Origin of the sequence: Microbacterium sp. (assembly GCF_036566905.1) — a bacterium.
Classification (GTDB): Bacteria; Actinomycetota; Actinomycetes; order Actinomycetales; family Microbacteriaceae; genus Microbacterium.
The window spans coordinates 1-20,527 of sequence record NZ_DATCVK010000210.1 but is presented as its reverse complement, the minus strand read 5'-3'; the positions used below and the strand labels follow the sequence as shown (position 1 = coordinate 20,527).

Sequence of the window (20,527 nt, the reverse complement as noted above, 5' to 3'; positions counted from 1 at the left end):
CCGGCCCGGCGGGCGTCCCGTCGAGATGGAGCGCCTCCGGGCCCGATTCAGGCGGCCGGAGTCAAGTCCCTTCTCCCCCGCTGCCGGAACGGGTGGAATCGGAGCATGCCGGACATGCCGCGGACCTCGGTGGTCATCCCCGTGAAGGACGACGACACCGAACTCGCGCGGTGCCTGCGGGCCCTCGCCCAGCAGACGCGGCCTGCCGACGAGGTCATCGTCGTCGACAACGGATCGACGGATGCCTCCGCCGGGGTCGCGCGCGCGTTCGGCGCCCGCCTGATCCGGTGCGAGACCCCCGGCATCCCCGCGGCGAGCGCCGCGGGGTACGACGCCGCGGCCGGCGACGTCATCCTGCGGCTCGACGCGGACTGCGTCCCCGACGCGTCGTGGACTGGTGCCATGGCGGACGCATTCGCATCCCGGCCCGATGTCTCGGCATTCACCGGGGGCGCGCGGTTCATCGACGGCCCGCGCGCGTTGCGCGCGCCGCTCGCGACGCTCTACCTCGGCGCCTACGCCGCCGTGATGGTCCCCACGCTCGGGCACCTCCCGCTGTTCGGCTCCAACCTGGGGATGCGTCGCGAGGCGTGGCTCGGCATCCGCTCGCGTGTGCATCTCGATGCCGCCCTGCACGACGACATGGACCTGTCCTTCCACCTCGGCGAACGCGGCCGCATCCGCCACCTCCCGGCCGCCCGGATGGGGATGTCGATGCGGCCGTTCGCCCCCGGCCGGGCCTTCGGGCGCCGCGCAGCCCGCGGCTTGCGCACCGTGCTGGTGCACTTCCCCCGCGACTTCCCGCCGGTGCGCTGGACGCGTCGCGCACTCCGCCGCATGGGCGCGTCGCGTCCGCTGCCGCAGCGCCCGGGGCCCCAGACCGGCCACGTCGCGAGCGTGCCACCGCGGCGTAGACCGCGGGACGGCGGCTACGACACGCGGCCGTCACCCGGACGCGAGACCCGCAGCCAGCGGTAGCCGTAGGCGGGGAGCTCGAGCTCCACCCCTCCCCGCTCATCGAGCGGGATGCGCTCCGCGCCCAGCAGATCGACGAGACGGGTGCCGTCGGGTTCGTCCTTCAGCGAGAAGCTCGTCGTGGCCGGCACGTCGGCGAAGTTGTGTATCGCGACCATGCGGCCGACGTCCGCGCGGAGCGAATGCACCAGGAGGTGGTCGACAGGCTGCTCCAGCACCTCCCACGTGCCCCACCCGAGCTCCGGGGAGATGCGGTACCGCGAGATGAGGTCGCGGAAGAAGTGCAGCAGCGACTCGCGATCCTCGATCTGGTCCGCCGCATTGACGTGCTGCGGCGCGTAGCCGTCGCCCGGCGGTTGCGCGATCAGCCGGGACGGCGCCGCCGGCGAGAACCCGCCGTTCTTCTCCGCCGTCCACTGCATCGGCGTGCGGACGGCGCTGCGTCCGGGGATGTCGATGTTCTCCCCCATCCCGATCTCCTCGCCGTAGAACAGCACCGGCGTGCCCGGGAGCGTGAAGAGCAGGCTGTACGCCATGCGGATGCGTCGCGGATCCCCGAGCATCGGGGGCAGCCGGCGCGTGATGCCGCGGCCGAAGACGCGCTGCTTCTCGTCCGGCGCGAACGCCTCGAAGACCTCCTCCCGCTCGGCGTCGGTCAGCTTGTCGAGAGTCAGCTCGTCGTGGTTACGGAGGAAGTTCGCCCACTGCACGTCGTCGGGAAGGACCGGCCGAGAGGTCAGCGCCGCGACGAGCGGAGCGGGATCCTGCCGTGCGAGCGACAGGTAGAACGCCTGCATGCCGACGAAGTCGAACTGCATCGACAGCTCGCTCACGTCGTCGCCGCCGAAGTAGGCGACCTGCTGGTCGTACGGCAGGTTCACCTCCCCGAGCAAGATGGCCTCGCTCGAGCGACGCTGCAGGAAGCGGCGGAAGTCGCGCAGGAGCTCGTGCGGATCCGGGATCTCGGCGCCGGGGGGCATCTCGAGGAGGAACGGCACCGCATCCACGCGGAACCCAGACACTCCCAACTGCAGCCAGTACCCGATCACACGGGCGAGCTCGTCGCGCACGACGGGGTTGGCGATGTTCAGGTCCGGCTGATGCTCGTAGAAGCTGTGCTGGTACCACTGCCCCGATGCGTCGTCCTGGGACCAGACGCCGTCGGCCTCGCCCGGGAAGACCGGGTTCTTCTGGCCCTTCGGCGGCGCCTCGTCGCGCCAGATGTAGTAGTCCCGGTACGGGGAGTTGACGCTCCGCTTGGCCTTCTGGAACCACGGATGCCGATCCGAGGTGTGGTTGACGACGAGATCGACGATCACCCGCATGCCCCGGTCGTGGGCGGTGCGGATCATCTCCACGAACTCTCCGTGATTGCCCAGCCGCGGATCCACGCCGTAGAAGTCGGTGATGTCGTACCCGTCGTCGCGATCGGGCGTCGGATAGAACGGCATGAGCCACAGGCACGTCACACCCAGCTGGGCGAGGTAATCGATGCGCTGCGCGAGACCCTGCATGTCTCCGACGCCGTCGCCGTCGGAGTCGAGGTAGGTCTCGACGTCGAGGCAGTAGATGATGGCGCTCTTCCACCAGAGGTCGCTGGTATCGGTGATCTTCATCGCGCCTCCCGCCGAGGAGCGGGCAGATCTCTCGGGAGGAGCTCCGCGCGGGACGGGGACAAGCCTTCGTACACCATCCCGCGAGTCTGCCGGGCGTCTCGCGTCCGGGGCAGGCCCTTGAGATCCGCGGCGGTGTTGGATACAGGTGCGCGGGGATCGCGCACGGCTAGAGTCTTCACCCGTGTCGACCGTCGCCGAATCCGCTGAACGCTACCGCATCGAGCCGACCGTGCTGCAGGCGCTGCGCCGTCCCCGACTGCTCACCCGCGAGGTGCTCGCGGGACTGGTCGTGGCTCTCGCGCTCATCCCCGAGGCCATCGCGTTCTCGGTCGTCGCCGGCGTCGATCCTCGCGTCGGCCTCTTCTCGTCGTTCGTGCTCTCCGTGGTGATCGCGTTCACGGGAGGCCGCCCCGCGATGATCACCGCAGCCGCGGGTGCGGTCGCACTCGTCATCGCCCCGGTCTCACGCGAGTACGGGGCCGACTACCTCATCGTCACCATCGCCCTCGCGGGCGTGATCCAGGTCGTGCTCGCCGCCCTCGGGGTCGCCCGGCTCATGCGGTTCATCCCGCGCAGCGTCATGGTCGGGTTCGTGAACGCCCTGGCGATCCTGATCTTCCTGTCGCAGGTGCCGCAGCTCGTCGACGTTCCCTGGGCGGTGTACGTGCTGGTGGCCGTGGGCCTCGGCATCCTGTTCGTCTGGCCGCGCATCACGCGCGCGGTCCCCGCGCCGCTCATCGCGATCGTGCTCCTGACCGCCGCGGTCGTCGTGTTCGGGCTCTCGGCGGTGCCGAACGTCGCCGACCAGGGAGAGCTGCCCCGCAGCCTTCCCGAGCTGCTCGTCCCGAACGTGCCGCTGACATGGGAGACCCTGCAGATCGTCGCGCCGTACGCCTTCGCCGCGGCGCTGGTCGGCCTTCTCGAGTCGCTCATGACCGCGAAGCTCGTCGACGACATCACCGACACCCGCTCGCGCAAGACGCGGGAGGCCTGGGGCCTCGGCGTCGCCAACCTCGCCTCGGCCTTCTTCGGAGGCACCGGCGGCTGCGCGATGATCGGCCAGACGATGATCAATGTCAAGACTTCGGGCGGCCGTACGCGCATCTCGACGTTCCTGGCGGGCGTGTGGGTGCTGATCCTGGTCGTCGCGCTCGGCGACATCGTCGGACTGATCCCGATGGCGGCGCTCGTCGCGGTGATGATCCTGGTCTCGGTCTCGACCTTCGACTGGCACAGCATCCGGCCGTCGACGCTGAGACGGATGCCGCTGAGCGAGACGCTCGTGATGCTGGTGACCGTCGTGGCGACGGTCTGGACCCACAACCTCGCCATCGGCGTGGTGCTCGGGGTGCTCGCCGCCATGGTGCTGTTCGCTCGGCGGGTCGCCCATTTCACCACCGTGAGCCGCACGGTCGACGGCGACATCGCGCGGTACCGGGTGGACGGCGAGCTCTTCTTCGCCTCGAGCAACGACCTGACCACGCAGTTCGAGTACGCCGCCGATCCCGCCCACGTCGTGATCGATCTGTCGCGCACCCATGTCTGGGACGCTTCGACGGTCGCGGCGCTCGACGCCATCGTGACGAAGTACGAGCAGCGCGGCACCACCGTCGAGCTCGAGGGCATGAGCGACGCCTCGGCGTCGTTCCACGGGCGGCTGAGCGGTGGTCTCGGGTCGGCCTGAGCGCCTGCTTCCCGCAGAAGCCGCCGCGGCGCAAGCCCTTGCCGGCGCACACCTCCGTCTGCGTACCGTGAGGGATGCTGCGGCGACGAGACGGGATGGTCGAGGATCGGTCGGCCCTGCGGCTCGTCGGCCCGGTCGAGCCGCCCGCCCTGCACGTCATGACGTTCAACATCCGGCGGCGGACGAACGGCGTCGCCTGGCGGCGGGCCGATCGATGGCGGCATCGCGCCGGCGCCGTCCGAGCGCTGCTCCAGCAGGAGCAGCCGACCCTCGTCGGGGTGCAGGAGGCGATGCCCGATCAAGCCGACGCGGTGCTCGCCGCGCTGGGATCCGCATACCGGTTCGTCGGCCGGGGCCATGGGCGCCGGGGCGGCGAGGGCTGCCCGATCTTCTTCGATGCCGAACGGCTCGAACTCCTGGACTGGGATCAGACATCGCTGTCGGATCAGCCGCGTGAGGCCGGCTCACGCTCGTGGGGCAACCTGATCCCCCGCATCGTCGTGACGGCCCGCTTCCGCGACCGCCGCACCGGGTCCGCGTTCACCGCGCTCAACACGCACCTGGACCCGTTCTCGCCGCGCTCGCGCGTGCGCTCGGTCGATGCGCTCCTGACGCTGGTCGGTCACGGCCCGACCATCCTCACCGGCGATCTGAACGCGGGCGAGGGGTCGCCGACCCTGCGGGCACTCCTCGACGACGGCGGGCTGAAGGATGCCTGGAGCACCGCAGCGCGCCGGCTGACGGCATCCGTCGGCACGTTCGCCGGGTACCGGCCGCCGCGTCCCTCGCGCGCCCGCATCGACTGGATCGTCGTCACACCGGACGTAGAGGTGGCGAGCGCGGGGATCAACACCTTCCGCCACGCGGGCGTGTGGCCGTCCGACCACCTGCCGGTCCAGGCGGTCGTCGCGATCCCTGCCGGGCGGGGCCCGGCGTGAAGGCGCGGTTCCTCAGGCCGCCGCACGGCGTCGCGGAGTGGCTGGCCGATGCCGTCCGACTGCTCGGACCGCTCAGCGTCGCGGCGGCATTCGTCTGGTGGGACCCGCCGGACGCGGGGATCCTCGCACTGTCGCTGCTGGCGCTGGTGCTTCCGCGGTTCGCGGGGGTGCGCCCCGCGTTCGACGTCGTCTTCTGCATCACAGTGCTCGTCGCTGCCTGGAGCAACGTGCTGCACCTCTACGAGGCGGTGCCGCCCTGGGACCTCGTCGTGCACTTCGCCTGCACCGGCGCCCTCGCCGCCATGGCCTACCTCCTGCTGTCGAGGCTGGCGCTCGTGCCGCTTCCCCTCGCCCCCGCCACGCGGCGGGCGACGCCCATCGTCCTCGTCACGAGCCTGGGCCTCGCGCTGAACGCGGTGTGGGAGATGGCGGAGTGGGCGGGCAAGACCTTCGTCGACCCCAGCATCTTCGTCAGCTACCAGGACACGATCGGCGACATGGCCGCCGGCGGGCTGGGCGGCGTCGTCGCGGGGGCCGTCGTCGCCGGTGTCAGGTTGCTCGAGCAGGACTGACGTCGACGAGCCGCACGTCACGCAGTTCCCCGGCGTCGACGGTGGCCGTCATCATCGTGTGCGCGGGCTGACGGCGGCGGTCCGTGGGCGATCCTGGATTGAGCAGCCGCAGCCCAGCGGGCGTCACGGTGTCCCACGGGATGTGGCTGTGGCCGAACACCAGCACATCGGTGTCGGGGAACGCGGCGTCCATCCGCTCCCCACGCCGTCTGGACTCGCCCGTCTCGTGCACGACAGCGAATCGCACTCCCTCGAGGGTGAGGTGCGCGACCTCGGGCAGGCGCGAGCGCAGCTCGGCACCGTCGTTGTTGCCCCACACGCCCAGCACGTCGGAGTGCTGCACCAGTTCGTCGAGCACGGATGCCGCGACCCAGTCGCCCGCGTGGATCACGAGGTCCGCCGCGTCGGCGGCGCGGAGCACCGCATCCGGGAGCCGCCGTGCGCGCCCGGGGATGTGCGTGTCGGAGATCAGCAGCAACTGTGTCGCCATCACCCGATTCTGCCCGCCGTCAGCCCGTCGGAACTCGAAGCTGGCTCCCAGGTTCGCGGGACCAAAAGGGATGCGGCATCCGTTCTCCATCTATGACGCCGCAGCCAGCGACGCCACCCCCAGGAGGAATCGTGAGCAACGACTACCGCAGGACCCCCGAGGCGCTCAGCCGCCTCACCGACGCCCAGTACCGGGTGACGCAGGAGGACGGCACGGAGCCGGCCTTCCGCAACGAGTACTGGAACAACCACGAGCCCGGCATCTACGTCGACGTCGTCTCGGGCCAGCCGCTCTTCTCGTCGACCGACAAGTACGACAGTGGAACCGGATGGCCGAGCTTCACCCAGCCGATCGAGCCCGACGCCGTCTCGACCAAGAAGGACTGGAAGCTGCTCCTGCCGCGCACCGAGGTGCGCTCGTCGGGTGCCGACAGCCATCTCGGCCACGTCTTCCCCGACGGCCCCCGGCAGTCCGGCGGCCTGAGATACTGCATGAACTCGGCCGCACTGCGCTTCGTGCCCGCCTCGTCGCTCGAGGACGAGGGCTACGGCGCCTACCGACACCTCTTCACCACCGAGAACCAGGAGCACGCATCATGACCAGCGGTCCCTTCGACACCGGCGAGATCACCCGCACCCCCGGCACCGAGACGGCAGTACTCGCCGGCGGCTGTTTCTGGGGGATGGAGGACCTGATCCGCCGCCAGCCCGGCGTCCTCGGCACCCGTGTCGGCTACACCGGCGGCGAGAACGCGCACGCCACGTACCGCAAGCACCCCGGACACGCGGAGGCCGTCGAGATCGTCTTCGACCCCACGAAGACGACGTACCGCGACATCCTGGCGTTCTTCTTCCAGATCCACGACCCGTCGACCCTGAACCGCCAGGGCAACGACATCGGCTCCAGCTACCGCTCGGCGATCTTCCCCCTCTCCCCCGAGCAGGAGGAGGTCGCGCGCGAGACCATCGCCGACGTCGACGCGTCGGGGCTCTGGCCCGGCAAGGCCGTCACCACGATCGAGCCCGCGGGCCCGTTCTGGGAGGCCGAGCCGGAGCACCAGGACTACCTGCTGCGCATCCCGAACGGCTACACCTGCCACTTCCCGCGTGCCGGATGGGTGCTGCCCAAGCGCGCGGACGCCACCGCGTGACGACGACCTCGCGGGGTTGAGCGAGCAGCTCACCACGAGACGGGAACGGATGCCGCGACCCGGCCGGGTCGCGGCATCCGTGTATCTGGACCCGGTCTCACACTCTCTTCCGAGCAACCGCCGTGCATGCGCGGCGGAGGGAGTGGAGCCATCATGACCGAAGCAGCGCAGTCCCCGCTCGGCACGGGACTGATCGGCGATGCATCCTGGGTCACCTGGCTGAGGATCCAGCTCGCACGTGTTCCCAACGCCGCGCGTTCGCGTGCCGCTGAACGTGAGCGGGAGGCGCTCCACGAGCAGCCCGCCGGTCTGCTGAGCGGTGACGGGCCGGGCTTCCACGCGGCGGCGATGAAGGTCGCGACGTCTGCACCGCGGCAGTTCGGCCGACTCGATGAGGTACTCCTGCGGGGGCGGTTCGTGCTGCGCGGCGACGACATCTCGACTCTCGACGAACTGGTCAGGGAAGCGGTGCGCATCGCTGCCGAGGGCTTCGCCGGCTCCGGTCCGCACACCTCCGATGTCGCCGCGCTCGAGGCGCGGCTGCGGTACGCGGACGACTTCCTCAAGCGCCGCGAGGGTGAGATCGCGCGCCGGACATACGCGCGGGGACTCCTCGGCGGCGTCATCCTCACCGCTATCGCCCTCGCCTTCATCGGAGGTGTCGGTGCGGCGGTGATCACGCTCTGGCGGGGCGGTCCCATGCCGCCCGATCAAGCCGACGCGCTGCGGGACGTCCTGGTCGCGGTGGGCGCGGGTGCTGCCGGAGCGTGTGTCAGCGTGCTTCTGCGGATGCACAAGATGGGCAACCTGCCGATCGAGGTCGCCGACGGCGGCGCGGCGAGGTACCGCATCGTCCTCGGGTGGTTCTTCGCCGCCGCGGTCGTCTTCCTGCTCAAGAGCGGACTCCTCTCCGTCGTGTTCGTGATCCCCGAGGGGCGGGTCGAGAGCTGGTTCTTCTGGGGCTCGGTGGGTTTCCTGGCCGGGTTCAACGAGCGCTGGGCGACGAACCTCATCTCTCGCCGACCCGAAGACGTGGGATCGGATGCCGCACCCGATGCCGGCGCGACCGGCCGCCGCGGGAAATAGCCGATCCGGGCGCCTCATCCGCCGTCTCGGCGGGTCGCGGGGCGACACACGGGCTTTCGCACACGGGAGCGTGCTAACCTGGAGCGCCCGATCGGGCTGTTTTGTCGACATCCTCTGCCATCAACGAGGAATGCAGAGCTTCCGACGTCCACCGCCGAGTGCGGTTTCACTCCCATCGATTTCCGTGCCCCCTCCGCCTCGCGGACGCGCACCTTCTGAAAGTTCCATTGACTTCCGTCACTTCCACAGCAGCACCGGCACATCTCCTGCTCGACTGGCACCAGGCCGACGCCGACGTCTTCGTCGCGACCGCCGCCGGCGAGTACGCGGGGTTCGTCGCTGTCGGCTCCCACGGCTTCGAGGCGCAGAGCGCCCTCGGGTCCCCCCTCGGCGTGCACCCCACGCACCCGCAGGCGTCCGCGGCAGTCGCCGCGTCGTTCGCGTCGCACACCGTCGCACCCGCGCTCCACGCGCGCCACACACGTCCACTGCGCGCTCGCGCGAGTGGCACCCGCGGCCGTTCACACGGCCCACGAAAAAGAAGGAAAGACACGATGGCCACTGGCACCGTGAAATGGTTCAACTCGGAGAAGGGCTACGGCTTCATCGCCCCCGACGACGGTTCGGCCGACCTCTTCGCGCACTTCAGCGCGATCACCGGCGAGGGCTTCAAGGAGCTCCGCGAGGACCAGAAGGTCGAATTCGACGCCGAGCGTGGCCCGAAGGGCATGCAGGCCGCCAACATCCGGCCGCTTTGATCTGTCGTCAGCCGGGGCCGATCACTTCGGCCCCGGCTGACTGCCGACAATCGTCCTGCGCTCAGCCCGCCGGATCGGCGGGCTTCGCCTGCTCGACCGGCTGACGCAGGATCGTCCGCAGCCGCTCGGGGGCCGAGCGACGCGGATCGGTCAGGTAGATCTCGTGGTGCAGCCCGCGCATGCGCAGGCCCGCATCCGGGATGAACCGGCTGTGCATCTCGTCGAGCACCGGCGCCTCGTCGTCGTACGAGCCCACGTGGAGCGTCTGCACGCATGTGCCCTCCGCCAGCTCCGTCATCCGCAGCCGATCGATGGCCGGTGAGCCGCCCTTCGCGGCCGCCGCGTCCCGGGCCCGCTCGACATGGGCGGTGTCGATCCACTCCGGGACGAGACTCATCATCGTCCAGCTCCAGCGCGACTTGTCGCGCCCCGTCGTGAACGTCGCCATGTCATCGGACCACCAGAGTCCTTCGAGCGGCATCACCACGTAGTCCTGACCGAGGTCGGTCTTGCTCAGGAACTTCAGCGTGTAGGCGACGGAGAAGACCGCCGCGACCGCCTCACCGTACGCCTCGGACGTGTTCGGATCTCCGTGACCGTCGACCATGAGGTAGTGCATCGCCGGCACGTCGATGATCTCGAACGACCCGCGCGGGGCCTTGTAGGCCGAGATCGACTTCTTGAGATCGGCCTTGCTCACGACGCGCCGTCGACCGACCCGGACCCGCCGCTCGAGGACTCGGACTTGCGCCCGCCGGCTTCGAGCACGTCGCCCGCCGGGAGCTCCTGGTGGCCGCCGAACTGCAGCCGCATCGCCGAGAGCACCTGATTGGCGAACTGGTCCTCGTCCCGCGACGCGAACCGCTCGAACAGGGATGCCGCGAGCACCGGAGCCGGAACCCCGGTGTCGACGGCGGCCTTCACGGTCCAGCGCCCCTCACCCGAGTCCGACACGCGCCCCGCGAGCCCCTCGAGTGTGGGATTGCCCTGGAGCGCGGCGGCGGTCAGGTCCAGCAGCCAGGACGAGATCACGGATCCTCGCCGCCACAGCTCGGCGACCCTGGGCGTGTCGATCGTGAACTGGTAGAACTCCGGCTCCTCGAGCGGGGCGACCTCGGCCGAGTGCTCCGCCTCCTGCACCCCGGCATCCGCGTGCTCGAGGATGTTCAGGCCCTCCGCGAGCGCCGCCATCACCCCGTACTCGATGCCGTTGTGGACCATCTTCACGAAATGGCCCGCGCCGGAGGGCCCGCAGTGCAGGTAGCCGAGCTCTTCGGGCGCGAAGTCGCCGGCGCGGCCGGGCGTGCGCCCGACCTCGCCGCTGCCGGGCGCGATGGTCTGAAGGATCGGCTCGATCCGCTGGAAGGCTTCGTCCGGTCCCCCCACCATGAGGCAGTACCCGCGCTCCAGGCCGAACACGCCGCCGCTCGTGCCCACGTCGACGTAGTGGATGCCGCTGTCCTTGAGGGCCGCCGCGCGACGCACGTCGTCGCGATAGTTCGAGTTGCCGCCGTCGATGATGATGTCGCCGGGCTCCAGCAAGGCGGCCACCTCGTCGACGACCTTCCCGGTCAGTCCGGCGGGGATCATCAGCCAGATCGCGCGTGGCGCCTCCAGCTGCGACACGAGTTCGCCGAGGCTGCCGGCGCCGACGGCACCCTCCGTCACGAGGCCGCTGACGGCATCCGCGCTCACGTCGTACACGACGCACTCGTGTCCGTCCCGCATCAGCCGCCGGACGATGTTGCCGCCCATCCGGCCGAGGCCCACCATTCCCAGCTGCATCTCCGCTCCTCCGCTCGTCTGTCGGGTCTGCGCTCGGCCACCCGTCCTCGCAGTCTAGAGAGCAGCTGCGACGGATCCGCCGCCGCATCCTGCCGGTCCCACGAGGGGACGGATGCCGCCGCCGTGGCGCCGGTCGAGTCGGTCAGGGCGTCGGCGAACCGCCCGTGACGGCGAGCGTCTCACCGGCGACGTAGCTGGATTCCGCGGACGCGAGGAACACGTAGGCCGGAGCCAGCTCGGCCGGCTGGCCCGCGCGACCCAGCGGCGTCTGCTCTCCGAAGCTCTCGATGTTCTCCTGCGGCTGTCCGTCCGTCACCTGCAGCGGGGTCCAGATGGGTCCGGGTGCGACGGCATTCACACGGATGCCCTTCGGAGCGAGTTGCTGCGCCAGCGCCTTGGTGAAGGCGTTGATGGTCGCCTTCGTCGAGGCGTAGTCGACGAGGATCTCGGACGGCTGGTAGGCCTGGATCGAGGTCGTGTTGATGATGGTGGAGCCGGGCTTCAGGTGCGGCAGCGCGGCCTTGGTGATCCAGAACATCGCGTAGACGTTCGTTTTGAACGTGTCGTCGAACTGCTGGTCATCGAGCGTCGTCAGGTCTTCGTTGAAGATCTGCTTGCCGCCGTTGTTCACGACGATGTCGAGCCCGCCGAGCCCGTCGACGGCCCGCGCGACGAGATCGCGGCAGTAACCCGGATCACGCAGATCGCCGGGCAGCGTGAGGACGGCGACCCCGGCATCCTGAATCAGACCGGCGATGCGCTGCGCGTCCTTCTCCTCTTCAGGCAGATACGACATCGCCACATCGGCGCCCTCTCGGGCGAACGCGATCGCGGTCGCCGCGCCGATGCCGGAATCGGCGCCGGTGATGAGCGCCTTGCGACCGGCGAGGCGTCCTGACCCGCGATAGGTCTCCTCGCCGAGGTCGGCCCTGGGCTCGAGCTCGGCATCGAGGCCGGGCTCCGGCTGATGCTGCTTCTTCGGATCGAAGCCGGCATACATCTCAGCGGGATTGGTGAACGTGTACTGGTCGCGCTTGTCGGTAGCCATGCCGTCACGGTAGGCAGAGCGCGCCGCAGACGTCGCGGGGTTGCGCGCGCGCGGAAGATTCGTTACGCGGGGCGCGGTGTCCGAGTCGTGCGATGCCGGCCGGATTCAGTCGCGCGGACCGCGGCGGCCGGAGAAGCCCGCGAACAGCGCGTGCAGCAGCGGGAGCAGTGAGGCGATCATCAGCACGGTACCGATCGTGAGGTCCTCTGCACGCAGCACCGAACCGCTGATCAGCAGTCCCGCGAACAGTACGGCCGAGACGACGCGACGGCCCATGCGCTCGAGCCTCTTCAGCCACCTGTCGAGCTTCGGCACGTCGGCGACGAGCCGCCCGTCCTCGATGCGCGTGACCATGTCGTCGAGCCGTCGCGGCAGCCGTGCGACGACGCCGGCCATCGACGTCGCCTCCTGTACGACGGCTCTGCCCATGTTGCCCCGCTCGTCCCGCAGCAGGCGATCGGCATACGGCTCGACGGCATCCCACACATTGAACGAGGGGTCGAGCGAGCTGCACATCCCGCTTGTGAGCGAGACGGCACGGATGATCAGCAGGAAGTTCTCGGGAAGCTGGAACGGCAGCGATCGGACGACGTCGCCGAACTCCTTGGCGAAATCGCGGAACTCGCGCGGGTCCACCTTCTGCAGCTCGGCGAACCCCATGCCCCCGAAGCGGCCGAACAGCGCGGTCATGGCCCGCTCGAGCTCGATGGTATCTGCGGACGGGAGCAGCACACCGACCGCACGGATGCTGTCGATCATCTGCCCGCTGTTGCGCGAGGCGACCGCGATGACGAGCTGCTGCAGGTTGTGCCGGAGCGTGTCGGGCACCTCGCCCATCATCCCGAAGTCGATGAACGTGAGCGTCCACGGATGCCGGGTGTCGCCGGCGGGACGCGTGACCGGGGTCACGAAGATGTTGCCCGGATGCGGGTCGGCGTGGAAGAACCCCCGCAGGAAGAGCTGATCGAACATCACGTTGGCGAACTCGACGGCCACCGCAGCCGGATCGATTCCCGCGGCCCGCAGACCCTCGATGTCGTTGATCTTGATCGCGGTCACGTCCTGGAGGGTCAGCACGCGACGCGTGGTGCGCTCCCACGCGATCTCGGGGGCCGCGACGCGGGCGTCGCCCGTGACGTCGGCGGCGAACCGCTCCGCGTTCTGCGCCTCGTGGAGGTAGTCGATCTCCTCGCGGCTGGTGTGCGCGAACTCCTCGACGAGCTGCGGGAGATCGACGTGGTCGCGCACGACCTTCACCCGGCTGAGCCAGCCGGCCACCCGCCGCAGCGCGGCGAGGTCGACGTCGACGATCGCCTCGATGCCCGGCCGCTGCACCTTGACGACGACGTCGGCGAACCCGGTCTCGGCGGCGTCGGCCGGCGTCAGTCGTGCGCGGTGGGCCTGACCGAGGGATGCCGCGGCGACCGGGGTCTCATCCACCCATTCGAACGCGCGGGCGAGGGGCACGCCGAGCTCGGCCTCGGCGAGCTCGCGGATCGCCGGGAAGGCGACCGGGGGCACCTCGTCCTGCAGGCCCTCGAGCTCCTTCGTGATCTCGGGCGGCAGCACGTCGAGGCGCGAGGACAGGAACTGGCCGACCTTGATCATGAGGCCGCCGTACTGGACCGCGAGGACGTGGAACCGCCGCGCGATCGTCCGCAGCCGGTGCGTGCGCCCGCGGGCGGCGAGCGCACCGAGGCCGAATCGCGGCAGGACGAGCTCGAACCACCACGCCTGGACCATGTAGCGCCCGGCGAACCGCAGAATCCGTCGATAGCGGGCGCGCGCGTTCCCGACGTCGGCCATCGAAGCTCCTCGGCGGTGCACATCAGGTGATCAGGGGGTCCTGCGATCCCGGTCGTCCGGGATCGCGGGACCCCGCCGACCCCGTGCGCGCGGGTCGACGTCGTGCGCCGGCAACCAGCCCGGCCCGTCAGTCCTGAGCGAGGATCGAGTAGAGCTTACGCCGCGCCTCGTCGAGCACCTCGACCGCCTGCGCCACCTGCTCGGGCGTGCCGCCGCGACCGACCTGCGCAGCTGCCTGCGCGAGCTTGGCGCCCGCCTTCGGCAGGGCGCTGGTGCGCCCCGTGTCGCGCGAGCCGAACGCCTCCCACGGCGCGGACTGGCCGTCGGCGGCCGCCGCCTCCGCGCGACCCGCCTCGGTCAGCGAGTAGGTCTTCTTGCCGCCCGACTCCTCCGCCGCGACGAGACCCTCGTCGGAGAGCAGCTGCAGCGTCGGGTAGACCGAGCCCGGGCTGGGCTTCCACGCGCCGTCGCTGCGCGTCTCGATCTCCTGGATGATCTGATACCCGTGCATGGGCTTCTCGGCGAGGATCGCGAGCACCGCTGCCCGCACGTCGCCGCGCCCGACGCGCGGTGAGAACCCGCGCTCGAAGGCATCCTTCAACTGATCCATCGCATCCCACAGGCTGCCGGGCAGACCCGAGCCCTGACCTCCCGGACGCGAACCGAATCCCTGGAACGAACCGCTCATGACGACCTCCTGAACGAGTGTGTGCCGATATGCCGACGATACCTAGCGATATATCGCTCAGCAAGGGAGCAGGCTGGGTGTTCCCTGCCAGATCGGCAGGTGGATGCCGCTGTGGCGTGACGCGCGAACCGTGGTGTCACCACCCCAGCGAGCCGGATTCTCCCTTGAACGGGCCGACGATCTCCGGCGTGATCCATCCCCCGTAGAACCGCCCGGGCTGCGGGATCACCTCGACGCCGTCGACCGTGCACAGGTCCATGTCCCGGGCGTACACCGCCACCCGGGCGGTGAGCGATTCGAACCCGGCGGCGGGACGGGGATAGGTCCAGGCGGCACGCGGCCGCAACTGCCCTCCGCCGTGGACGTCGAAATACCGGGCGCCGCCCTTGAACTCGCAGTACGACGAGCCCTCGCCGGGTGTCAGCGCCCCGGTGGCGAACGCGGAGATCGGCAGGTAGTAGACCGGCGGGTGGCTCGTCTCGAGGACGCGCACGACGTCGTCGGTGTCGACGATCATCTCACCGCCCAACCGGATCACCACGCGCCGGGCGACCTGCTCGACCCGGGGCGGACGCGGATAGTCCCACACGGACTCCTGACCGGGGCCGACCGGTGATGGGTCCGGCCTCATGTGCCACCTCCTGAGGAGCGACGATGAGCGCCAAGGGTACCTCTGGCTCATCCACGGCGTCTGGAACTCTGTCAAGCCCTCGCGGGGACCGCGGCGGGTTCCGTAGCGTGCCGAGCGACGCGAAGGGAATCGACATGCTCCGCGCACTCGCACTGAACTGCACCCTCAAGCCCTCCCCCGATGCCTACCTCGCGAAGCTCCTGCGGGAGCGCCCGTATCCGGCGCCGCCGCAGTGATGAGGAGCCCGTGCGCGGGCAAGCTGCGCTGAGCTCAGCCCCCGTACTCCTCGAGCCAGCGAAGCCACACCTCGCTGATCGTCGGGTATGACGGCACGGCGTGCCACAGGCGCTCGATCGGCACCTCGCCCACGATCGCGATCGTCGCCGCATGGAGCATCTCGCCCACGTCCTGCCCGACGAACGTCGCGCCCACGAGCACGCGTCGCTTCTCGTCGACGATCGCCCGCGCGCGCCCCTGATAGTCGTCGGCCAGTTCACTGGAACCGGCGAGCCAGGAGAGGTCGTAGTCGATCACACGGATGTCGAGACCCGCCGCGCGTGCCGACTCCTCGGTGTGTCCGATGGCGGCCACCTCCGGATCGGTGAAGATCACCTGTGGCACCGCGGCATGATCGGCGGTCGCGACGTGCGAGCCCCAGGGTGCGTCGTCGATGTCGGCCGCCCGTGCCCGCGCGGCGATGACAGCTCCGGCGGCCCGGGCCTGGTACTTGCCCTGATGGGTGAGCAGGGCGCGGTGATTGACGTCGCCGACGGCGTACAGCCAATCGACCCCGCGGACGCGCAGCGTGTCGTCGACGTCGAGCCAGGCGCCGGCCTCGAGTCCGACGGTCTCGAGCCCGATGTCGGACGTGCGGGGCACCCGACCTGTGGCGACGAGCACCTCCGCCGCCCGCACCTCCGAGCCGTCCGACAGCGACAGCACGACATCGCCGCCACCGTCGCGCGAGACCTTCTCGACCTCGACGCCGGTGCGCACCGCGGCGCCGGCGTCGGTCAGCGCCTTCGCCACCGCCTCGCCGGCGAAGGGCTCCACGCCGCGCAGCAGGCCGGACCGCGCGATGACGGTGACAGTGGCGCCGAACGAGGTGAAGAGCGTGGCCATCTCGCTGCCGACGACGCCTCCGCCGAGCACCGCCAGCGATGCCGGAACATCGTGCACGCCGGTGGCCTCGCGGCTCGTCCACGGCTGGACCTCGCGTAGGCCCGGGATGTCGGGAAGCAGCGCCGCCGATCCGGTCGAGACGGCGACCGCGTGGCGGGCGGTCAGGACGGTCTCCGCGCCATCGGCGCCGGTGACGGTGACTTCGCGCTCACCGGTGAGCCGCCCGTGGCCGCGGACCAGATCGATGCCCGCGCCGTGGAGCCAGTCGACCTGCGACGTGTCGTCCCAATGGTGCACGAGCTCGTCGCGGCGCACGAGGGTGGCGGCGACATCGACGGTGCCCGTCACGGCAGCCGCGGCCCCCTTCACGCGGCGGGCTGCACTCAGCGCGGCTCCGGCGCGCAGCATCGCCTTCGACGGGATGCACGCCCAGTAAGAGCATTCGCCGCCCACGAGCTCGCTCTCGACGACGACGACCGACAGGCCACCCTGGGTCGCCCGATCGGCGACGTTCTCGCCGACGGGGCCGGCTCCGATCACGATCAGGTCGTACTCGCGAGAAGTCATGCGCCCCAACGTAGCGGCGCGTGGCGACAGAGGCGACATGGTTGCCACCGCCGTCGTGGGGCGCGAGGATACCCGAGATCACGGCGTCTGTCGGCCTCCGTCATCATGTCGGCGGCGTGTGGTTATGTGGGAGCCCCGGCCGAAAGGGCAGCATGGCGATCGAATTCCGCGGGGTCTCGAAGCGTTACCCGGATGGCACTGCCGCCGTCGACGACTTCAGCGTGCTCATTCCTGCGCACAAGACCACGGTGCTCGTCGGCTCGTCGGGGAGCGGCAAGACGACACTGCTGCGCATGATCAACCGGCTGGTCGAGCCGACGACCGGCGTCATCACGATCGACGACGAGCCGATCTCGGAACGCGACCCCGTGACGCTCCGCCGCGGCATCGGGTACGTGCTGCAGAACGCGGGGCTGCTTCCCCACTTCTCCGTCGTCGACAACATCGCGACCGTTCCCGTGCTGAGCGGCGTCTCGCGCGCGAAGGCGCGCGCGGATGCGCTCGAGCTGATGGATGTCGTCGGACTCGAGCGCGGGCTCGCGAAGCGGTACCCGAGCCAGCTCTCGGGCGGCCAGCAGCAGCGCGTGGGCGTCGCACGGGCCCTCGCGGTCGACCCCAACATCCTGCTCATGGACGAGCCGTTCGGCGCCGTCGACCCGATCGTCCGCCGGGAGCTGCAGGCCGAGACGCTGCGGCTACAGGGCGAGCTCGACAAGACGATCGTCTTCGTGACCCACGACATCGACGAGGCGTTCCTGCTCGGCGACCAGGTCGTGATCCTCGAGAAGGGGGCGCGCGTCGCCCAGATCGGCAGCCCGAGCGAGATCATCGAGAACCCGGCGAGCGACTTCGTCGCCGACTTCATCGGGGTCGAGCGCGGCGCCCGGGCGCTGCGCGCCAAGCAGACGGCGCGCGGCACCGTGCTCGTCGACACGGCCGGGCGCACGCAGGGCGTGCTCGTGGAGGACGAGCCGTGAACTGGGTGCTCGACAATCTCGACCTGATCGGCGCGTTGACCGTCGACCATCTGCGTCAGAGCGCCGTGGCGATCGTCGCCGGGTTCGTCCTGTCGGTTCCCCTGGGCTGGCTGGCGTTCCGCTACACCAAGCTCCGCGGCACCGTGCTGACGGTGGTCGGGCTGCTGTACACGATTCCCTCGTTCGCCCTCTTCCCCCTGATCACCCTTTTCGGCATCCCGCTGCTGTCCGAGCTGAACCTCGTCATCGCGCTCACCGTCTACGCCGTCGCCATCATGACTCGCTCTGTGACCGACGGGCTCGCCTCGGTCGATCCGGTCACTCGCGCCGCTGCCGTGGCGGTCGGCTTCGGGGCATGGCGACGGTTCTGGGCGGTCGACTTCCCCCTCGCCGGCCCGGTCGTCCTTGCGGGTCTCCGCGTGACCGCCATGTCGACGATCTCCTTGGCGACGGTCGGCGCCCTCATCGGCGTCCAGAACCTCGGCTACCTCTTCACCAACGGATCGCAGCGCCGCATCGTCGCCGAAGTCTTCGCGGGCGTCGTCGCGGTCGTCGTGATCGCCGTGATCATCGACGCGCTTCTCATGCTCGCCGGGCGCGCGCTCATGCCGTGGACGCGACGGGCCGCGCCGCGCCGCGAACCCCGACTACGGGCGGTGACCGCGTGAACCTGCTCGCCGAGGCGTTCGCCTGGATCTTCTCCCCCGAACGGCTGACGGGTTCGCTCCCGCTTCCGACCGCGATCGCGCAGCACATCGCGTTCACCTTCGGCTCGGTCGCCATCGCCGCCGTCATCGCCATCCCCATCGGCTGGCTGATCGGTCACACCGGTCGAGGCCGTGAGGTCGCGGTGTTCCTCTCCGGTGCGGCTCGAGCGCTGCCGGCGCTGGGGCTCGTCGTGCTGCTGGTCATGCTTGTGGGCGTCGCCTTCAAGACCGAGGCCGCGGTGACCGTGTTCGTCGTTCTCGCGATCCCCTCGATCCTTGCCGGCGCCTATGCCGGCATCGAGTCGATCGATCGATCCGTCATCGACGCGGGACGCGCCATGGGAATGACCGAGTGGCAGATCCTGTTCCGGATCGAGATGCCACTCGGACTCTCACTCCTGATCGGCGGTCTCCGCTCCGCCACGCTGCAGGTGGTCGCAACAGTGACCATCGCCGCCTACGTCGGCCTCGGGGGACTGGGCTTCTACATGATCCAGGGGCTGAACACCCGCGACTTCCCCGAGATCCTCGGGGCCTCCATCGTGGTCGTCGCGCTCGCTCTCGTCCTCGACGGGCTCTTCGCCCTCCTCGCCCGCTTCGCCGTCCCCCGGACCGATGGTCCGCGCATCCGTGCCGCGGCGAGCGCACCCGCTCTCGCCCGCGCCCCGCAGTTCTCCCGCTGATATCCCCACCCACCACACCGGAGGTAACGACAATGTCCACAGCACGCACGCGCCTGACCGCGGCGCTCGCGGGGACCGCCATCGCGGCGCTCGCTCTCGCCGGCTGCGCTTCCAGCGATCCGCTGAGCGGCGACAGCACCGACACCGGCGACACCGGCGACTCTTCGACGATCGTCATCGGCTCGCAGGCCTACTACTCGAACGAGATCATCGCCGAGATCTACGCGCAGGCGCTCGAGGCGGGCGGCTTCACGGTCGAGCGCAACTTCAACATCGGCCAGCGGGATGCCTATATGCCCGCCCTCGAGGACGGCGAGATCGACCTGTTCCCCGAGTACACCGGCAACCTGCTGCAGTACTTCGAGCCGGACACCACGGCGACCACGTCGGAGGACGTCTACTCGGCTCTGCAGGACGCCCTGCCCGAGGGCTTGACGGTGCTCGACCAGTCGTCGGCGACCGACCAGGACTCCTACAACGTCACCGCCGCCTTCGCGGAGGAGAACGGACTCACCTCGATCGCCGATCTCGCCGGCATCGACGGCCTGGTGCTCGGTGGCGCGCCCGAGCTCGAGGAGCGTCCGTACGGGCCGACCGGGCTGCAGGACGTCTACGGGGTGACCGTGTCGTTCCAGGCGACCGCCGACACCACGGTCGACGAACTGGTGGCCGGAAACATCCAGGTCGCCAACGTCTACAGCGCCGACCCGCGCATCTCGACGCAGGACCTCGTGACACTGGAGGACCCGAAGGGTCTCTTCCTCGCCTCGAACGTCGTTCCCGTGGTCAACGCCGACATCGCCGACGAGATCGCCGACGTCATCAACGCGGTGAGCGCCGCCCTCACGCCGGAGGGACTCGTCGCACTCAACGTGGAGTCCACGGAGGACCAGCGCTCGGCCGAGGACATCGCTGCGGACTGGCTCGCCGAGAACGACCTGAACTGACCTCTCACCGACCCTGAGACGGCGCCTCCTGCCCTGCCCCCCGCGGCACGGCAGGAGGCGCCGCCGTCTTGCGGCCGGTGTATCCGAGAACGCGGAACCACCCGGTCTTTTCGCTAGGTTGGGCAGACGCAGGAGCGCGAGAACAGGAGCCGCATGTCCGACCCCCTCCCGCCGCAGCCAGTGGGCGACGACGACACCACGGATCCCGCCGCCGCGCCCCCGCCCGGGGCCCCTGTGGATCCGACGCCTCAGCACGGCGCTGCGCCGGATCCCGAGCCGACGCCCCCGCGGGAGACC

At 70.1% G+C, this 20,527-nt stretch carries 21 protein-coding genes; 12 read left to right on the top strand and 9 right to left on the bottom strand.

What is annotated here, in order from left to right:
• Positions 1–114 precede the first annotated feature (114 nt).
• A complete protein-coding gene (locus VIP82_RS17855; RefSeq protein WP_331911065.1) occupies positions 115–978 on the top strand; it encodes a glycosyltransferase family A protein in 864 nt (287 codons plus the stop codon).
• Here VIP82_RS17855 and VIP82_RS17850 read toward each other — a convergent pair.
• Positions 930–2,591, bottom strand: a complete 1,662-nt coding sequence (locus VIP82_RS17850) for an alpha-amylase family protein (protein WP_331911063.1) — start codon at positions 2,589–2,591, stop codon at positions 930–932. The genes VIP82_RS17855 and VIP82_RS17850 overlap by 49 nt on opposite strands.
• A 181-nt stretch (positions 2,592–2,772) precedes the next feature.
• Between VIP82_RS17850 and VIP82_RS17845 the strand changes: the two genes are divergently transcribed.
• The 3 genes from VIP82_RS17845 (at position 2,773) to VIP82_RS17835 (ending at position 5,785) form a co-directional block, all read left to right on the top strand.
• Positions 2,773–4,275, top strand: coding sequence for a SulP family inorganic anion transporter (locus VIP82_RS17845; protein ID WP_331911061.1), 1,503 nt, complete (start codon positions 2,773–2,775; stop codon positions 4,273–4,275).
• Between the two features lie 95 nt (positions 4,276–4,370).
• Positions 4,371–5,213: an endonuclease/exonuclease/phosphatase family protein gene (locus VIP82_RS17840; RefSeq protein WP_331911059.1), complete on the top strand. Its 843-nt coding sequence runs from the start codon at positions 4,371–4,373 to the stop codon at positions 5,211–5,213.
• Entirely contained in the window at positions 5,210–5,785 is a 576-nt protein-coding gene (locus VIP82_RS17835; protein ID WP_331911057.1) for a DUF2238 domain-containing protein, read from the top strand. Before VIP82_RS17840 ends, VIP82_RS17835 begins: the two co-directional genes overlap by 4 nt.
• Here the strand turns inward: VIP82_RS17835 and VIP82_RS17830 are convergent.
• Entirely contained in the window at positions 5,763–6,275 is a 513-nt protein-coding gene (locus VIP82_RS17830) for a metallophosphoesterase family protein (RefSeq protein ID WP_331911055.1), read from the bottom strand. The genes VIP82_RS17835 and VIP82_RS17830 overlap by 23 nt on opposite strands.
• 131 nt (positions 6,276–6,406) lie before the next feature.
• Here VIP82_RS17830 and msrB point away from each other — a divergent pair, with 131 nt between their 5' ends.
• The 4 genes from msrB (at position 6,407) to VIP82_RS17810 (ending at position 9,269) form a co-directional block, all read left to right on the top strand.
• Complete coding sequence (gene msrB / locus VIP82_RS17825) at positions 6,407–6,874, top strand: peptide-methionine (R)-S-oxide reductase MsrB (RefSeq protein ID WP_331911053.1); 468 nt, start codon at positions 6,407–6,409, stop codon at positions 6,872–6,874.
• The gene (gene msrA / locus VIP82_RS17820) at positions 6,871–7,425 is read left to right on the top strand and encodes a peptide-methionine (S)-S-oxide reductase MsrA (protein ID WP_331911051.1); all 555 of its coding nucleotides are present in this window, start codon (positions 6,871–6,873) and stop codon (positions 7,423–7,425) included. Before msrB ends, msrA begins: the two co-directional genes overlap by 4 nt.
• A 153-nt stretch (positions 7,426–7,578) precedes the next feature.
• The gene (locus VIP82_RS17815; protein ID WP_331911049.1) at positions 7,579–8,511 is read left to right on the top strand and encodes a hypothetical protein; all 933 of its coding nucleotides are present in this window, start codon (positions 7,579–7,581) and stop codon (positions 8,509–8,511) included.
• Between the two features lie 554 nt (positions 8,512–9,065).
• Entirely contained in the window at positions 9,066–9,269 is a 204-nt protein-coding gene (locus tag VIP82_RS17810; protein ID WP_026059428.1) for a cold-shock protein, read from the top strand.
• Between the two features lie 61 nt (positions 9,270–9,330).
• On the opposite strand, the gene VIP82_RS17805 is transcribed toward VIP82_RS17810, so the two are convergent.
• The 7 genes from VIP82_RS17805 to VIP82_RS17775 form a co-directional block, all read right to left on the bottom strand.
• Positions 9,331–9,969: a GyrI-like domain-containing protein gene (locus tag VIP82_RS17805; RefSeq protein WP_331911047.1), complete on the bottom strand. Its 639-nt coding sequence runs from the start codon at positions 9,967–9,969 to the stop codon at positions 9,331–9,333.
• On the bottom strand, positions 9,966–11,054 hold the full coding sequence (gene gnd / locus VIP82_RS17800; protein WP_331911045.1) for a phosphogluconate dehydrogenase (NAD(+)-dependent, decarboxylating): 1,089 nt from the start codon (positions 11,052–11,054) through the stop codon (positions 9,966–9,968). The genes VIP82_RS17805 and gnd overlap by 4 nt, the downstream gene beginning before the upstream one ends.
• 142 nt (positions 11,055–11,196) lie before the next feature.
• Positions 11,197–12,102: an SDR family oxidoreductase gene (locus VIP82_RS17795; protein ID WP_414684700.1), complete on the bottom strand. Its 906-nt coding sequence runs from the start codon at positions 12,100–12,102 to the stop codon at positions 11,197–11,199.
• 105 nt (positions 12,103–12,207) lie between these two features.
• On the bottom strand, positions 12,208–13,908 hold the full coding sequence (locus VIP82_RS17790) for an ABC1 kinase family protein (protein ID WP_331911043.1): 1,701 nt from the start codon (positions 13,906–13,908) through the stop codon (positions 12,208–12,210).
• A 127-nt stretch (positions 13,909–14,035) separates the two neighbouring features.
• Positions 14,036–14,596, bottom strand: coding sequence for a PadR family transcriptional regulator (locus VIP82_RS17785; RefSeq protein ID WP_331911041.1), 561 nt, complete (start codon positions 14,594–14,596; stop codon positions 14,036–14,038).
• 136 nt (positions 14,597–14,732) lie between these two features.
• A complete protein-coding gene (locus VIP82_RS17780; protein ID WP_331911039.1) occupies positions 14,733–15,227 on the bottom strand; it encodes a DUF427 domain-containing protein in 495 nt (164 codons plus the stop codon).
• A gap of 270 nt (positions 15,228–15,497) precedes the next feature.
• On the bottom strand, positions 15,498–16,916 hold the full coding sequence (locus VIP82_RS17775) for a dihydrolipoyl dehydrogenase family protein (RefSeq protein WP_331911037.1): 1,419 nt from the start codon (positions 16,914–16,916) through the stop codon (positions 15,498–15,500).
• Between the two features lie 152 nt (positions 16,917–17,068).
• Here VIP82_RS17775 and VIP82_RS17770 point away from each other — a divergent pair, with 152 nt between their 5' ends.
• The 4 genes from VIP82_RS17770 to VIP82_RS17755 are packed head-to-tail and all read left to right on the top strand — an operon-like array spanning position 17,069 to position 20,230.
• A complete protein-coding gene (locus tag VIP82_RS17770) occupies positions 17,069–17,893 on the top strand; it encodes an ABC transporter ATP-binding protein (protein WP_331911035.1) in 825 nt (274 codons plus the stop codon).
• The gene (locus VIP82_RS17765) at positions 17,890–18,561 is read left to right on the top strand and encodes an ABC transporter permease (protein WP_331911033.1); all 672 of its coding nucleotides are present in this window, start codon (positions 17,890–17,892) and stop codon (positions 18,559–18,561) included. The genes VIP82_RS17770 and VIP82_RS17765 overlap by 4 nt, the downstream gene beginning before the upstream one ends.
• Entirely contained in the window at positions 18,558–19,283 is a 726-nt protein-coding gene (locus VIP82_RS17760; RefSeq protein ID WP_331911031.1) for an ABC transporter permease, read from the top strand. The genes VIP82_RS17765 and VIP82_RS17760 overlap by 4 nt, the downstream gene beginning before the upstream one ends.
• A 32-nt stretch (positions 19,284–19,315) precedes the next feature.
• A complete protein-coding gene (locus VIP82_RS17755; RefSeq protein ID WP_331911029.1) occupies positions 19,316–20,230 on the top strand; it encodes an ABC transporter substrate-binding protein in 915 nt (304 codons plus the stop codon).
• The last annotated feature ends 297 nt before the right edge of the window (positions 20,231–20,527 follow it).